This is a genomic window from Mycobacterium sp. 3519A (genome assembly GCF_900240945.1).
Taxonomy (GTDB): domain Bacteria; phylum Actinomycetota; class Actinomycetes; order Mycobacteriales; family Mycobacteriaceae; genus Mycobacterium.
Genome location: NZ_OESG01000012.1, coordinates 983,776 through 999,054 on the forward strand (window position 1 = coordinate 983,776; position 15,279 = coordinate 999,054).

General features: G+C 66.5%; 16 protein-coding genes and 1 pseudogene. 12 read left to right on the forward strand and 5 right to left on the reverse strand.

The genetic code is table 11. The features are described from left to right. Positions 1 to 70: 70 nt before the first annotated feature. Positions 71 to 265: a hypothetical protein gene (locus C1A30_RS06855; protein ID WP_067812313.1), complete on the reverse strand. Its 195-nt coding sequence runs from the start codon at positions 263 to 265 to the stop codon at positions 71 to 73. A 32-nt stretch (positions 266 to 297) separates the two neighbouring features. Between C1A30_RS06855 and C1A30_RS06860 the strand changes: the two genes are divergently transcribed. From C1A30_RS06860 to C1A30_RS06885, 6 genes and pseudogenes are all read left to right on the forward strand, one after another. After that, a complete protein-coding gene (locus C1A30_RS06860) occupies positions 298 to 1,515 on the forward strand; it encodes an FAD-dependent oxidoreductase (RefSeq protein WP_101947421.1) in 1,218 nt (405 codons plus the stop codon). Positions 1,516 to 1,700: 185 nt separating this feature from the next. After that, positions 1,701 to 3,614, forward strand: a pseudogene (locus C1A30_RS06865) (glycoside hydrolase family 15 protein); the annotation flags it as partial. A gap of 160 nt (positions 3,615 to 3,774) precedes the next feature. Continuing rightward, complete coding sequence (locus C1A30_RS06870) at positions 3,775 to 4,038, forward strand: ANTAR domain-containing protein (RefSeq protein WP_101947423.1); 264 nt, start codon at positions 3,775 to 3,777, stop codon at positions 4,036 to 4,038. Continuing rightward, entirely contained in the window at positions 4,038 to 4,814 is a 777-nt protein-coding gene (locus tag C1A30_RS06875) for a DUF1684 domain-containing protein (protein ID WP_235009669.1), read from the forward strand. The genes C1A30_RS06870 and C1A30_RS06875 overlap by 1 nt, the downstream gene beginning before the upstream one ends. 44 nt (positions 4,815 to 4,858) lie before the next feature. Continuing rightward, positions 4,859 to 6,031 (forward strand): LLM class flavin-dependent oxidoreductase, encoded by a 1,173-nt coding sequence (locus C1A30_RS06880; RefSeq protein WP_200828178.1) that lies wholly within the window; start codon positions 4,859 to 4,861, stop codon positions 6,029 to 6,031. Next, on the forward strand, positions 6,028 to 7,227 hold the full coding sequence (locus C1A30_RS06885; protein WP_101947424.1) for an SfnB family sulfur acquisition oxidoreductase: 1,200 nt from the start codon (positions 6,028 to 6,030) through the stop codon (positions 7,225 to 7,227). The genes C1A30_RS06880 and C1A30_RS06885 overlap by 4 nt, the downstream gene beginning before the upstream one ends. Here the strand turns inward: C1A30_RS06885 and C1A30_RS06890 are convergent. Then, entirely contained in the window at positions 7,224 to 8,621 is a 1,398-nt protein-coding gene (locus C1A30_RS06890; RefSeq protein ID WP_235009670.1) for an HNH endonuclease signature motif containing protein, read from the reverse strand. The genes C1A30_RS06885 and C1A30_RS06890 overlap by 4 nt on opposite strands. Positions 8,622 to 8,787: 166 nt before the next feature. Next, positions 8,788 to 8,922 (reverse strand): hypothetical protein, encoded by a 135-nt coding sequence (locus tag C1A30_RS36325; RefSeq protein ID WP_255413200.1) that lies wholly within the window; start codon positions 8,920 to 8,922, stop codon positions 8,788 to 8,790. Between the two features lie 139 nt (positions 8,923 to 9,061). Here C1A30_RS36325 and C1A30_RS06895 point away from each other — a divergent pair, with 139 nt between their 5' ends. From C1A30_RS06895 to C1A30_RS06920, 6 genes are read left to right on the forward strand one after another with little or no spacing between them, the layout of a single operon-like run. Next, positions 9,062 to 9,736: a metalloregulator ArsR/SmtB family transcription factor gene (locus C1A30_RS06895; protein WP_101947426.1), complete on the forward strand. Its 675-nt coding sequence runs from the start codon at positions 9,062 to 9,064 to the stop codon at positions 9,734 to 9,736. A 25-nt stretch (positions 9,737 to 9,761) separates the two neighbouring features. Then, a complete protein-coding gene (gene mddA, locus C1A30_RS06900; protein ID WP_101947427.1) occupies positions 9,762 to 10,526 on the forward strand; it encodes a methanethiol S-methyltransferase in 765 nt (254 codons plus the stop codon). A 9-nt stretch (positions 10,527 to 10,535) separates the two neighbouring features. Then, the gene (locus tag C1A30_RS06905) at positions 10,536 to 11,897 is read left to right on the forward strand and encodes a rhodanese-like domain-containing protein (protein WP_101947428.1); all 1,362 of its coding nucleotides are present in this window, start codon (positions 10,536 to 10,538) and stop codon (positions 11,895 to 11,897) included. Continuing rightward, positions 11,894 to 13,138, forward strand: coding sequence for an MFS transporter (locus tag C1A30_RS06910; RefSeq protein ID WP_101947429.1), 1,245 nt, complete (start codon positions 11,894 to 11,896; stop codon positions 13,136 to 13,138). The genes C1A30_RS06905 and C1A30_RS06910 overlap by 4 nt, the downstream gene beginning before the upstream one ends. Beyond that, on the forward strand, positions 13,138 to 13,488 hold the full coding sequence (locus C1A30_RS06915) for a YidH family protein (RefSeq protein ID WP_101947430.1): 351 nt from the start codon (positions 13,138 to 13,140) through the stop codon (positions 13,486 to 13,488). The genes C1A30_RS06910 and C1A30_RS06915 overlap by 1 nt, the downstream gene beginning before the upstream one ends. Next, complete coding sequence (locus C1A30_RS06920) at positions 13,485 to 13,787, forward strand: DUF202 domain-containing protein (RefSeq protein WP_101947431.1); 303 nt, start codon at positions 13,485 to 13,487, stop codon at positions 13,785 to 13,787. Before C1A30_RS06915 ends, C1A30_RS06920 begins: the two co-directional genes overlap by 4 nt. A 3-nt stretch (positions 13,788 to 13,790) precedes the next feature. Here C1A30_RS06920 and C1A30_RS06925 read toward each other — a convergent pair whose 3' ends face one another. Together C1A30_RS06925 and C1A30_RS06930 are read right to left on the reverse strand one after the other, a co-directional pair. Beyond that, positions 13,791 to 14,426, reverse strand: coding sequence for a sensor domain-containing protein (locus tag C1A30_RS06925; protein ID WP_101947700.1), 636 nt, complete (start codon positions 14,424 to 14,426; stop codon positions 13,791 to 13,793). Between the two features lie 131 nt (positions 14,427 to 14,557). Next, positions 14,558 to 15,277 carry a sensor domain-containing protein gene (locus tag C1A30_RS06930; protein WP_101947432.1) on the reverse strand — a complete coding sequence of 240 codons (720 nt, stop codon included), beginning with the start codon at positions 15,275 to 15,277 and terminating at the stop codon, positions 14,558 to 14,560. Positions 15,278 to 15,279 lie beyond the last annotated feature (2 nt).

Here is a 15,279-nt window from a genome sequence, read left to right on the forward strand (position 1 = left end):
GCAGCCACATCACGACCACCAGGACCACGAGAATGACGAGCACCAGGGTGACCCGAGATCGCGGCATGGCTTACTCCTCGTCCTCGTCTTGATGGCGCACCCGCCGCATCAGCCGGATGCCGTTGCCAAGCGCACCGTCGAGCAGGATGGCGATGCCATAGGCGAGGGCCAGTACGACCGGCATCACCACGGCGGTCTGCGCAACGAACGGCAGTCCGGACAGCCACAGTTCGACGCCGTCCCACCAGTTGAGGAAGCCGCCCACCCGGCCAGCGTAGGCGATGCGAAAATGACCTCGTGCCTGCGGACAAGACCACATGTGTGATCGCCGGCGGCGGCCCCGCGGGCATGATGCTGGGCCTGCTGCTGGCGCGCGGCGGCGTCGACGTCACGGTGATGGAGAAACACGCAGACTTCCTGCGCGATTTCCGCGGTGACACCGTGCATGCGAGCACGCTGCGAATGCTCGACGAACTCGGTCTTGCCGACGAGTTCGCTCATGTGCCGCACCGTGTCATCGAGACGCTGACGATGACTGTCCAGGGCACCGAGGTGGGTGTCGACCTGAGCCGAATTCCGGGTCCGCACAAACACATTGCGTTGGTGCCGCAATGGGATTTCCTCGAATTGCTTGCCGCTGCAGCCGAAAAGGAGCCGACGTTCACGCTGCTGCGCAGCACCGAAGTGCTCGGCCCGATTCGAAACGGCGACAAGGTAATCGGCGTCCGCTACCGGGACAGCGACGGCCAGGAGCGGGAACTGCACGCCGCGTTGACGGTGGCCTGCGACGGCCGCTCGTCGACGCTGCGCACAGCAATGGGGTTGACCCCCAAGAACTTCGGCGCGCCGATGGACGTGTGGTGGTTCCGGCTGCCACGCGACCCCGACGACCCGCACGGTCTGGCAGGGGTACTCGGCACCGGGCACGCGCTGGTGGTCATCGACCGCGGTGACTACTACCAGTGCGCCTTCGTCATTCCCAAGGGCCGCGACGCCCAGTTGCGTGCGCAAGGCATCGAGACGCTGCACCGCGAGGTGGTGGCGCTGGTGCCCTGGCTTGCCGACCACGTCACCTCGCTGACGTCGTTCGACGACGTCAAACTGCTCGACGTGCAACTCAACCGGTTGCACCGCTGGTACGCCGACGGCCTGTTGCTGATCGGGGACGCGGCGCACGCCATGTCGCCAGTCGGCGGCGTCGGCATCAACCTGGCCGTCGCCGACGCGGTGGCGGCGGGTGCCGCACTGGCGGGACCGCTGCGGCGCGGCACGGTTTCCACCAAGCTGTTGGCCCGGGTGCAGGCGCGGCGCTGGCTACCCGCCGCGCTGGTTCAGGCGGCGCAGCGGGCCATCCACGCCCGCGTCATCGCGGTCGCGGTTTCGCCAGGTCGGACCGCCCAGCCGCCGCTTCTGGCGCGGTTGGCCGCCCGGGTGCCCGCGCTGCGCGTGGTGGCCGGCTACGCGATCGCGATCGGTCCGCTGCCCGAACACGTGCCGGAGTTTGCCCGCCGCTGAGCCGACCGCACGCGGACACGCAGCCCGACGAGTAGACGACGGGGCGTTCGGCAGTCGATGATGTCGGCATGACGCTGCAAGACACCGAGCCTGCCGACGGCGCGCCGGAGGCCGAGGCCAACGGGTCCAAACCCGGCCAGGCCGAAGCCCCGTTCACCGTGACGGCGCCGGTGCCCTACACCAGTAGCGGGTCGCTGCGGAACCCGTTCCCGCCCATCGCGGACTACGCCTTCCTGTCCGACTGCGAGAACACCTGCCTGATCTCGTCGGCGGGTTCGGTGGAGTGGCTGTGCGTGCCGCGGCCGGACTCCCCCAGCGTGTTCGGCGCCATCCTGGACCGTGGTGCGGGACATTTCCGGCTCAGCCCGTACGGGGTGTCGGTGCCCGCGGCCCGGCGGTATCTGCCCGGCAGCCTGATCCTGGAAACCACCTGGCAGACCCACACTGGCTGGATGATCGTGCGCGACGCCCTGGTGATGGGGCCGTGGCACGACATCGAGACACGCTCGCGCACCCACCGCCGCACACCGATGGACTGGGACGCCGAGCACATCCTGCTGCGCACCGTGCGCTGCGTCAGCGGCACCGTCGAACTGGTGATGAGCTGTGAGCCGTCATTCGACTACCACCGGATCAACGCCACCTGGGAGTACTCGGCCCAGGCCTACGGCGAGGCGATCGCGCGCGCCAGCAGGGACGCCGACGCGCATCCGACGCTGCGGTTGACCACCAACCTGCGCATCGGCCTTGAGGGCCGTGAGGCGCGGGCCCGCACCCGAATGAAAGAGGGCGACAACATCTTCGTCGCCCTGAGTTGGTCCAAGCACCCGGTGCCGCAGACCTACGACGAAGCCGTCGACCGGATGTGGCAGACCAGCGAATGCTGGCGCCAGTGGATCAACGTCGGCGATTTCCCCGACCACCCGTGGCGGTCGTATCTACAGCGCAGCGCGCTCACCTTGAAGGGCCTGACCTACTCGCCCACCGGCGCGCTGCTGGCCGCGCCCACCACGTCGCTGCCGGAAACCCCTCAGGGCGAACGAAATTGGGATTACCGCTACGCGTGGGTGCGCGATTCGACCTTCGCGCTGTGGGGCCTGTACACGTTGGGCCTCGACCGTGAGGCCGACGACTTCTTCGCGTTCATCGCGGACGTGTCGGGCGCCAACAACGGTGAGCGCCATCCGCTACAGGTGATGTACGCCGTCGGCGGTGAGCGCACCCTGGTCGAGGAAGAACTGCACCACCTGTCCGGCTACGACAACGCCAGACCGGTGCGGATCGGCAACGGCGCCTACAACCAGATGCAGCACGACATCTGGGGCACCTGCCTGGATTCGGTGTATCTGCATGCCAAATCGCGTGAGCAGATCTCCGACAGCCTGTGGCCGGTGCTCAAGCAACAGGTCGAAGAGGCGATCAAGCACTGGCGCGAACCCGACCGCGGTATCTGGGAGGTGCGCGGCGAACCGCAGCACTTCACGTCGAGCAAGATCATGTGCTGGGTGGCGCTGGACCGCGGGTCGAAGCTGGCCGAACTGGAGGGCGAGAAGTCCTACGCGCAGCAGTGGCGCGCCATCGCCGAGGAGATCAAGGCCGACATCCTGGCCAACGGTGTGGACTCCCGCGGCGTGTTGACGCAGCGCTACGGCGACGACGCGCTGGACGCCTCGCTGCTGCTGGCGGTGCTGACCCGGTTCCTGCCCGCCGACGACCCGCGGGTGCGCGCCACAGTGCTGGCCATCGCCGACGAGCTGACCGAGGACGGCCTGGTGTTGCGCTACCGCGTCGAGGAAACCGACGACGGTTTGGCTGGCGAGGAGGGCACGTTCACGATCTGCTCGTTCTGGCTGGTGTCGGCGCTGGTCGAGATCGGCGAGATCCACCGGGCCAAGCACTTGTGCGAGCGGCTGCTGTCGTTCGCCAGCCCACTGCATCTCTACGCAGAGGAGATCGAGCCGCGCACCGGTAGGCATCTCGGCAACTTCCCGCAGGCGTTCACCCACCTGGCGTTGATCAACGCGGTGGTGCACGTCATCCGCGCCGAGGAAGAGGCCGACAGCTCCGGGGTGTTCCAGCCGGCCAACGCGCCGATGTAGCACCGGTAGCGTCGCGATGACGGGCAGGTAGCGCTTCAGGATCATCGTGGGTCGATGCCTTGTCGGCGGTGCCGTTGTCGCGCACGATGGCTGCCATGGGTATCCGAAGGCGACCGCGAGTGAGGAACGAGCGAGGACCGGAGCGAGTGGGAGTCGAGGCATGAACCGCCGCTTTGGTGACGACAGTTCGCGTCGGGTGATCGATGTGGCGACGGGCATCCTGGTCGGGTTGCGCGGTTGTTCCGATCATGAAGCCTTCGACGAACTGGTGCGCGTGGTGCACGAGACCGGTGTCGGCATCGGACGACTGGCCTCGGGTCTGGTGGCACTCGCGAGCGGCACGGCGACGGCCGAGCACGCCGAGGCGTTCGCCGTGTGGGGCGAGTTGGTGCGCCGCGGCCGACTGACGCCAGCGACGCTGTAGTGAGTACTGACGTCGCAGCCACAGCGTTCGAAGCCGCATGGGATGAGTGGCACCGCGAGCGTGAACGCTATTACGGGGATCCGTTGGGCTGGGTGAGCCTGACCGGGTTGTACTGGCTGACCGACGAGTTCGAGTCGGTCAGCGGCCTTCCCGGTCGTTGGCGCGCGGACTCCGATGCGGTGTATGTCGAGGGCATCGAGGGCACCGACCGGCTCGAACCGGTCGAGGGCGCACCCGGGCTACGGGTCGACGACGGCGAGCGCCGCATCGAGGTCATTCGACGCACCGGGTCGGTCGCATTGCGGGTGCATGATCCGCAGTCCCCGCATCTGCGCGACTATCGCGGCATTCCGGCCTATCCGCCGAGTGAGCGCTGGCGGGTGACCGGCACGTTCACGCCGTATCAGCAGTCGCAGACCGTCACGACCGGTGCGGTGGTCGAGGGGTTGGAGCACCACCACAACGCCGTCGGCGTCATCGACTTCGAATTGGCCGGTGCCCCCGCTCAATTGGTCGCGTTCGGTAGGCCGGACGGTGCGTTGCACGTGCTGTTCACTGATGCCACCAGCGGCGTCACCACCTACCCCGCGTGCCGATCACTGGCGGTCGAGGGACCTGACGCCGGTGGGACGGTGACGCTGGACTTCAACCGGGCGTCGAACCTGCCGTGCGCCTTCACCGACTTCGCGACGTGCCCGGTGGCGCCCGCCGAGAACAGGCTGACCGTCGCCGTCGAGGCCGGCGAAAAGAATCCGCGGCCTTTCAGATCCCACTGATACAAACCCGTGACCACGGGTTCTGCAGCGGGCACGATTTCGCGGTGACTCATGTCCAATTGCATTGGTTCCTCCCCACATACGGCGACAGCAGACTGATCGTCGGCGGCGGGCACGGCACTCCGGCGGGGGCGGCGCACAGCGACCGCGACGCGTCGATCGACTATCTGGCCTCCATCGTGCGGGCGGCGGAATCGTTCGGATTCACCGGCGCCCTGATCCCGACCGGTGCGTGGTGCGAAGACGCCTTCGTCACGGCGGCGCTGCTGGCAAGGGAGACCAGATCACTGGCGTTCCTGGTGGCATTCCGGCCCGGTCTGGTCAGCCCGACACTGTCGGCGCAGATGGCCGCCACCTTCGCCCGTCATGCACCTGGGCGCATCTTGCTCAACGTCGTAGTCGGCGGCGAGGCGCACGAACAGCGCGCGTTCGGCGACCACCTGGACAAGGACGGCCGTTACCACCGCTGCGACGAGTTCCTCGAGGTTGTCCGGCGACTCTGGGACGGTGACACGGTATCGCTGAATGGCGAGCACATCCACGTCGAGGAGGCGTCGTTGGCGACGCTACCAAACCCCGTACCGCCCTTGTACTTTGGCGGTAGCTCGGCCGCGGCGGGTCCGGTGGCGGCGCGACACGCCGACGTCTACCTGACGTGGGGTGAGCCGCCGGCAGCGGTGCGGGAGAAGGTGGACTGGATCCGTGGCCTTGCCGAGCAGGAGGGCCGATCGGTGCGGTTCGGCATCAGGCTGCACACCATCTCCCGCGACACGGCCGACGAGGCGTGGCAGCAGGCGGACAAGCTGATCGATGCGCTCGACGAGGACACGGTCGCGAACGCGCAGAAAGGCTTGCACCGCAGCCAATCCGAAGGGCAGAAGCGGATGCTGGCGCTGCACGAGCAACACCGGCGCGAGGGCAGTTGGCATGACGCCCGCAGCCTGGAGGTCGCGCCCAACCTGTGGGCGGGCGTCGGCCTGGTGCGGGGCGGGGCGGGGACCGCGCTGGTGGGCAGCCACACCGAGGTGGCCGACCGGATCGCCGAATACGCGGACGTCGGGATCGACGAGTTCATCTTCTCCGGCTATCCGCATCTGGAAGAGCTGTACTGGTTCGGCGAAGGCGTGGTGCCGATCCTGCGTGAACGGGGTCTGTTCAAAGGCGAGGCGAGCACGACGGCGCCGGCGTCGATTCCGTTCCTCGGTTCATCCCGATGACGCGCATCGCGTCGCCGGACGACGCGCTCGAGGTCGCGGCGAAACTGGCCGCGGAGTTCGACGCCGAGGCCTCGGCGCGGGATGCCGACCGTCGGCTCCCGCACGATCAGGTGCAGGCACTGAAAGACTCTGGACTGCTTGCGATTACGGTACCAGCGCGATACGGCGGCATCGCCGCGCCTGTGACGGTGCTCGCCGAGGTGATCAGGTTGATCGCGCACGCCGACCCGTCGCTGGCCCAGATTCCGCACTCGCACTTCGTCTTCCTCGAGGCGCTGCGGCTGCAGGGCAGCGATCACCAGAGGTCATTTTTCTACGACCTGGTCCGCTCCGGCGCCCTGTTCGCCAACGCTCAATCCGAACGCGGACCCCACACCGTCGACGTCGACACCACCACGCTGGTGCGGCAACCCGCCGGCCACTACGTGTTGTCGGGACGCAAGTTCTATTGCACTGGAGCGCTATTCGCCGACTGGGTGCTGGTGCGAGCGTCCCTGACGAACGGTTCGACGCCGCCTACCGCGTCGACACCGAAGGCCGTCGCCTTCGTCGCGCGGGACACCGACGGACTCGAGGTCGTCGACGACTGGGACGGTATGGGACAACGCACCACCGCGTCGGGCACGGTGACGCTCGACGACGTCGCGGTGCCGGTCGAACATGTGGTGGAGTTCTCCCCCATGTTTACCCGGCCCACGGTGTACGGTGCGCGGGCACAGTTGTTGCACACCGCAATCGATGTCGGCATCGCGACGGGCGCGCTGGCTGCGGGGGTACGTCAGACCGAGAAGGCGCGGCCGCACTTCGAAGCGGGTGTGCCGACGTCGGCCGAAGACGTCACCCTGGTCAACGTCGCGGGCGAGTTGGCTATCACGGTTCGCGGTGCGCAGGCGCTACTGGCCGAGGCGGCGCGGCGCGTGGACCTGGCAGCCGAGAACCTCACCGACGAGTCGACCGCCGACGCGTCGATCGCCGTCGCGGTGGCGAAAGTGGCTGCGGTGCGGGCATCACTGGACGCGTCGAACACCTTGTTCGAATTGGGCGGCACCCGAAGCGTTTCCGGGCAGGCGAACCTGTCCCGCTACTGGCGTGACGCCCGAACTCACACCCTGCACGATCCAACCCGATGGAAGGTGCAGCACATCGGCCGCTACACACTGTCGGGTATCCACCCGCCGCGGCACGGCCAGATCTAGGCGGTGTTGGGTTCGGGTCCGCCGGGGTGGTGGTCGTTGTTTGGTGGGCGGAGGAGTTTTTCGGGGGTGTGGTAGGTGTTGATGCGGGTTTGGCCGGTGTCCAGGTGGGGTGGGGGAATCCATTCGACTTCGTGGCGGTCGTTGAGGCGGGTTCTCCAGCTGTTGGGGCCGACCATCCGGTTATCCGGCCCGCACGCCAACCCGAGCTCGTCGACGTTGGTGTTGCCGTCATCGGCCCAATCAGCGGCCGCGTGATGGACCTGGCAGCCGTAGGCGGGCACCGTGCACCCCGGTTTGGTGCACCCCCCATCGCGGGCGATCAGCATCATCCGCTGCGCCACCGACGCGGTGCGACGGGTGCGGAACAAATCCATCGCCGAGCCGGTCGCCCCATCGAATACCGCCAACCACAGGTGCGCACGCGCGGCCATCCGGATCAGTGTGGGCAGCGGCACCACCGTGCCGCCACCGGTGACCCCGACCCCGGCGCGGTGTTCCAAATCTTGCAGCGTGGTGCGGATGATGATCGAGGTCGCCACCCCATTGTGCTGACCCAGCGCCCCGCTTTCCAACACACTGCGCCCCGCCACGACCAGCGCATCATGCTGACGCTGACCCAGGCTGCGCTGATCCTCGTCGATCTGCTCCTGAGTCGGGGTGCCCGACACACAGGGCTGCTCATCATCGGGATTACACATCCCCGGAGCGGCCAACTTGGCCCAGATCGCTTCCCAGATCGCCCGCCCCTCCGGGGTCAACGTGACGGTCAGACGGGAGGTGCCGTCGGACTGTTGCGGGCCCATCGTGGCCTCGCGCCGGCGTTCACGCGCGGCGTCGTCGGGTTCGGCGCCGTCCTGATCGAGCAGAAACACCAGCCGGAAGGCGGCTTCCTTCAACTCCTTGGGCCCCACGCCCAGCGCGGCGCGCACCAGATCGGCCTCGACCTGATGGCGGGTGGCCACATCCACCCCGGCCGGGATCGCGGCCATCGCCTTGCGCAGCACCTTGACATGCTCAGCGGTGATCGCCCCATGGGCCTGGGCGGCGGCGGTGTAGGCCAACACCGGCTCCAACAGCTCCCCCGACACCGCCCGCCGCGGCGCCAACACCTCGGCCTCGGCCAACCGCCGACCCGCCTCCTTACCCGACAAACGCCAGCGGGTCGCCAACACCGCCCGCCACGACTTGGCACCCAACTCCTTCGGTGTGGCCTGGGCCTGCAACCCGGCCAACAACCCATTGCGGTGCGCGGGCAGCTGACACGACAACACCTCCACCTCATCAAGCACCGCCAACAACTGCGGACGGGTCAACGCCTCGGCGGTCAGCCCGCTCAGCGCGGTATGCGCGGCGCGCACCGCCGCCACCGCCTCCTCGACCGCAACCCCACCCATACCATCGAACATATGTTCGACACTTAAGGAAACGCTAGAAACAAACCAAAGAAAACCCTAAGACTTGTCGCTAGCCGTCGTGCTCGGGGCGCAACGACATGGAGTAATCGACGCCGAGTCAGCGCTGTGGCCGCGCAGAACGCATTCAATGGCCAGTCGGACGGCCCTACGACAACACGAAGCCGCCGAGTACGACAATCGCGACGCCGAACGCAACAAACGCCCACGACCAAATTCCGGCGGCGCGCGGTAGCGTCACCGCGCCACCCTCGGGTGCATTGGGAGGCAGATCGTCGAGCACAACCGCAGGCTAGATCGGTGACCTGATGGTTGCCCTACTTCAGATCAGCGTGGTTGCAACCCAGCGTCTATTGCAGGTGTTTTCGTGCGCAAAATAGCTTTCTATCTGGCTATTCAACAATTATCGTGAATACGTGACTATGGCCGCGGACGCCAAGCGTGACTTCAAGAACCGGCTCTACGAGCAGTTCGCCAGGATCGGCAAAGCGATCTCCAGCCCGCAACGCCTGGAGATCCTCGAACTTCTCGCGCAAGGTGAACGCACCGTCGAGTCCATTGCCTCCGAAACCGGACTCCCGGTGGCCAACACATCACGACACCTGCAGCAGTTGCGGCACGCGCAGCTGGTACTCGCCAGACGCGACGGGCTGTTCGTGCACTACCGGCTGAGCGGGCCCGAGGCCGCCGGCCTGGTGCTCCTCGTTCGTCACACGGCCAAACAACATCTCGCCGAGGTCGACCGCGTCGTGCACGACTTTTTTGGTGACCGCGTCGGTTTTGAACCCGTGACGCCCGATGAACTGATTCAACGAATGACTGACGGCGAGGTGGTGGTCCTCGACGTGCGACCCGAGCAGGAGTACGCGGCCGGCCATATCGCCGGTGCGTTGTCCATTCCCGTGACGGACCTAGCCCAACGATTGGCCGAACTCCCCCATGAAAAGGAATACGTGGCGTACTGCCGCGGGCCCTACTGCGTTTACGCGGACGAAGCCGTAGAGCTGTTACGCGCAAACGGGTTCAAGGCCCAACGCCTCACCGAAGGTTATCCGGAATGGTGGCTCTCGGGGCGGCCGGTGCGCACGGGCAGGTAACGGAGCATGACATCAGGAGGTCACAATGACGCGCTTACTCGCCATCGGCTACGGCGCCGCGTGCTACGTCATCTTCCTGGCGGCCTTCCTTTATGCGATCGCCTTCGTCGGCGGATTCGGGGTACCGCGCACCGTCGACCACGGTATCGAGGCGTCGCTCAGAGAAGCGCTTGTCGTCAACGTGCTGCTGCTCGGCCTGTTCGCCGTTCAGCACAGCGTGATGGCGCGTCCGGCGTTCAAGCGATGGTGGACTCGTTTGGTGCCCAGCACAATTGAGCGCAGCACCTACGTGCTGTTGTCGAGCCTGGCTCTGTTTCTTCTGTTCTGGCAGTGGCGGACGATGCCCGCCGTCATCTGGAATGTCACCTGGGCGCCTGGTCGCTTCGCACTGTGGACTGTGTTCGCACTCGGCTGGGTCACCGTGCTTCTTTCGACATTCCTGATCAACCACTTCGACCTGTTCGGACTGCGTCAGGTGTATCTGGCGTGGCGCGGCATCCCCTACACCAATCTCGCGTTCCGCGAATCGCTGCTGTACCGGGTCGTGCGTCATCCGCTGATGCTCGGGTTCATCATCGCGTTCTGGGCGACCCCAACGATGACAGCGGGTCACTTGCTCTTCTCAGTTGCCACAACCGGTTACATCCTGATCGCGATGCAGCTGGAGGAACACGATCTCGTCGCGGCACTCGGCGACCGCTATCGCGATTACCGGACCCGCGTGCCGATGATCATCCCGGGCTTGCGCCATCACAGCTCCGTTCCGGACACCACGGTGCGGCCGGCGTAGGAGCGCGAATTGTCCGGTGTCGAACTGGTTCCGCTGATCGACCAGGGGCTGGGCAACACGGCCTATCTAGTCGACCTGGGTGATGGCCGCGCCCTCGTCGTCGACGTGAGTCGTGACCTGCGCGCCGTGCATGAGGCCGCGGGCAGGCAGGGGTTGATCGTCGCGTTCGCCGCCGACACCCACCTCCACGCCGATTTCCTTTCCGGCGCACGCCAACTCGCGATGATGGGACGAGTCACCGTTCTGGCGTCGGCAGCCGGGCACCGCGAGTTCGCCCACACCGGTCTGCACGACGGTGACGAAGTGGACCTCGGCGGTCTGCGGCTTCGCGCGCTGCTCACGCCGGGCCACACACACGAGCACCTGGCCTTCCTGTTGCTCGACGGCGACCGCGAAGTCGGGGTCTTCACCGGAGGCTCGCTGATCGTCGGGTCCGCCGCACGCACCGACCTGGTGTCCGACGATAGAACAGACGAACTGGCCCGCGCGCAATACGCATCCTTGCGCAGGCTGGCCGCCCTGCCTGGTGACGTTTCGGTATGGCCCACCCACGGCGCGGGGTCGTTCTGCTCGGCACCGCCAGGTTCGGAGCGGACGAGCACGATCGCCACCGAACTGGCCACCAATCCGCTGTTGCAATTGCCGGATGAAGACTCGTTCGTCACCCGGCTTCTCGGTTCGCTCGGCAGTTATCCGTCCTATTTCCGGCGCCTGCCCGAGATCAACCGGATCGGACCGCCGTTGCTCGCAGGTGATGCGGCGCTGCGGTCGATGAGCATTGGCGAGGTGCAGACGCGCATGGACGACGCCGCGGTCGTCGTGGACGTCAGGCCGGTCAGCCACTTCGGCCGAGAGCACATTCGCGGAGCGATTTCGATACCACTGCGGCCAGTGTTCGCGAGTTGGCTCGGCTGGCTGGTCCCCGCTGATCGTCCAGTGATCATCGTGCGCAACAGCGACCAGGATCCTACCGAGATCGCTTGGCAGGCAGCCAAAATCGGTTACGACAACGTCGTGGGCGAACTCGACGGCGGAATGGACGCGTGGTTGACTGCGGGGCACGAAGCGGCGCATATTCCCCTGACATCGGCGGCCGCCGTCGACGGGCGTCAGATCCTCGATGTCCGTCAGCGGTCTGAGTATCTCGACGGGCATCTGCCGGGCGCCATCCACATCGAGCTCGGCGACGTCCCTGACCGCGTCGCAGATGTTCCCCAGCGCCCGACGGTCGTGATGTGCGGACACGGCGAACGCGCCATGGGCGCGGCCAGTGTGCTGGAGGCCGCGGGACACCACGGCCTCACGGTGCTCGACGGCGGCCCGCACGACTGGGTTCGCGCCACCGGGGAAAAACTCGAGATCGGAGCATGAGCGGTGCACCAAACCAGCCGCGGCTTGGTTTGCGCGCCAACTTGTTTCAGTTCTCCCTTCTGGTCTCTGTCAACGCGCTGGTCGGCGGCATGGTCGGTCAGGAACAGACCGTCCTGCCGCTCCTGGCCGAGCAGCATTTCCATCTGACCGGCTACACCTTCTTGCTGACTTATGTGCTCGCGTTCGGCGTCACCAAGGCGGCGACGAACTACTTCGCAGGCACCTGGTCTGACCGCTTCGGCCGCAAGCCGGTACTTGCCATCGGCTGGCTGCTCGCGATTCCTGTTCCGCTGCTGTTGATCTGGTCACCGTCGTGGGGCTGGGTAGTCGCCGCCAATGTGTTGCTAGGTGTCAATCAGGGACTCACCTGGTCGACCACCGTCGTGATGAAAATAGACCTGGTTGGACCGCGTAAGCGCGGATTGGCCATGGGGCTGAACGAAGCTGCCGGGTACTGCGCGATGGCGGTGACGGCCGCGCTCGCGGGTTACCTCGCCGCCCGCTATGGGCTACGTCCGGCGCCGTTTCTACTCGGCCTGTCGTACGCGGTGATCGGGCTCGGGCTGAGCGCTGTGTTCGTCCGCGAGACCCACGGGCATGCCCACCTGGAAGCCGCGTACCGCGGCGGCGAAGAGCATGCGCAGGCGGCGAACCGCGAAGTGTTCGCGCGCACCACCTTCAGCGACCGGGCGCTGTCGACGGCGAGCCAGGCCGGCCTGGTCAACAACCTCAACTTCGGGCTGTCTTGGGGCTTGTTCCCGATCCTGTTCGCGCGTACGGGAATGCCCGTGGAACGAATCGGCGCCCTCGTTGCGATGTATCCGGCGGTGTGGGGAGTGGGTCAGGTCCTCACCGGCGCGTTGTCGGACCGCTGGGGCCGCAAACGTCTGATCACCGTCGGTATGTTCATCCAAGCCGCGGCGCTCGCCTTGATCGCCACCGTCGACACCTTCGGTTGGTGGCTCGCGGCCACCGCTCTGCTCGGGTCAGGCACCGCGATGGTCTACCCGACTCTGCTCGCGGTGATCGGAGATGTGGCGCACCCGCTGTGGCGCGCCCGCGCCGTTGGCGTATACCGGCTATGGCGCGACAGCGGTTACGCTGCAGGCGCCGTCGTGGGTGGCGTCGCCGCCGACCTCTGGGGGTTGCGTTCAGCAATCTGGGTTGCATGCACCATTACCGTGGTTTCCGGTGTGGTGGTCGCCGTGCGGTTGTATGAAACACACAAGGAGAACATGTAGTGGGCGACAACGACGAGGTCGAACCTGACTATCGCTTCACGCTGGCCAACGAACGCACCTTCCTGGCGTGGCAGCGCACCGCGCTGGGTCTGCTGGCCGCCGCTGTGGCGATCGTGCAGTTGGTTCCCGAGTTGTCGATCGCCGGTGCCCGTCACGTGCTCGGAATCATCTTGGCGTTGCTGGCAATACTCACCGCGGGCATGGGCATCGTGCGCTGGCGACAAGTCGACCACGCCATGCGCCGCGACCAACCACTGCCACGGCACCCGACTCCCATCTATCTCGGAATCGGGCTGGTCCTGCTTGGACTGCTCACCGTTGTCCTTGTCGTCATCAAGGCAGCCAGTTGACCATCAACGCCAACACCCAACCCGAACGAACGAGCCTGGCATGGACGCGGACGTCGTTGGCTGTCTTGGCGAATGGTTTTCTGCTGTCGCTCAAGGACACCCGCAGCGGGATGCACATCGCGGCGGCCGCTGCCGCCGCCCTGCTGGCGCTGGCCACTTACCTGATCGGCGTTCGACGTCAGAAACTTCTGGCCCGGCGTCCTCTGCCGGACAAGGTTTCACCGCGGCGGGAGGTCTACCTGACTGGCGCGGCCGTCATTGCGCTGATCCTGATCAGCGGTGTGGCACTTGCGGTTTGAGCGTTACTTCTTCGCCGCGTTGGCAACCATGTCGTTGGCGATCGTCGCCGCCTCGTCCTTGACGCTGTAGCCGCACGCCCACGCTTCGACGGTGACGTTCGACACCACCGACAATGCATGCTGGCAGGCCCACCCGTTGGCCTCTTCCTGCGCGGTCATCTGGGTGATCAAACTGTCCTCGGACGTCACCTCGTCGATTTGCCACAGGTACGCGGCCGAGAAGTCGTCCACCGAGACCGAGTAGCCCGCGCAGTCCTGCCACGTCGACTTCGACTCGTCGAAGAAGTTCTGCGCCTTCTCCGCCGTTGGGTAGAGCACCGCCGTCTGCTCCACCCAGTGTTCGTTGTCCTCGCCGGGTTCGCGGGCCACCTGATCGCGCATGGCGGTCCAGCCGCTGCCGGCGTACACCGGTTCCTCGGCGCCGTAGATCGCGCCGAGGCAATCGGGGTCGGACACCTCGGCGGAATGGTCGGTCATGTCCTGCAACTCGCTGGTGACCCTCATCTGCGTCGAACCCATGATGCCGTTGAGTTCGCCGATCGACAGCAGCACGTCGTCGAGTTTCGCCTCGGTCAGCGGCTGCACGTCCACGGGTGCGGCGTGCTGTGCGCGCACCGCCGTTCCTGACACCGTGTTCATGCACCCGGAGAGCAGTGCCGACGCCGCGATAACGGTCGCGACCGCGCATGCCCTGCCACCCGAGCCGAGGAAGATCACCGCGCTATTGTGACCGACCGCCAGCCGACGCGTCGGCTGGCCGCCAATTTTTGCTAGACGCCGATCTTCTGCAGCATCAGGTTCGCGACGCCGACGGCTCCTGCCGCGTCGCCGCCGGTGACGTTGGGCGGGTTCGTAACCGCTACGTCCACAACACAATCCGATGCGACGCCGAGCGCCCGCTGAACCGTCGAGCCGTCGTTGTGCAACACGACCGCCGACACGATCCTGTCGACCACCGAGACATCGGTGATCCTGCTGACTCCGTCGGCGCCGTGTTCGGGCTGATGCAGCACCAACGTCTGCCCGTTGCAGCGGTGCCATTTGTCGGCCGTCGCGGCAAGGAAGGCTTGGGCGTCGGCGGCGGAGTCGAACTTCACCGCACCGAAGAAGCCCGAGTACGTCGGGCCGTTCTGGTCGCCGCCGATCCACGACTGGCTCGCCACGGACTGCACCGGGCTCGCCTCGTACGCCACCTTTTCCAACCGGTAGCCGGCGCTGATGCAGTCGACGGGCATCGCCTCGGATTCGCCGACGCTCTGCAGCAACATGTCGGGCCCACCGTTGACCGCCTTACCCATGAAGCCGGGGCTGCCGAGGATGGTGGCCAGCTCGTCCACGGAGGGCAACGCCTGCGTGAGCGGCCGCGACGGTGATGGCTTGGCGGCCTCGGCGATATGAACGGTCGGCGGGGCGTCGGCCGGGGTGGACGAACAACCCGCGAGCAAGGCGCACGCGCTCAACGCCACGAACATGGGCCGGGTTGAGCGCATGG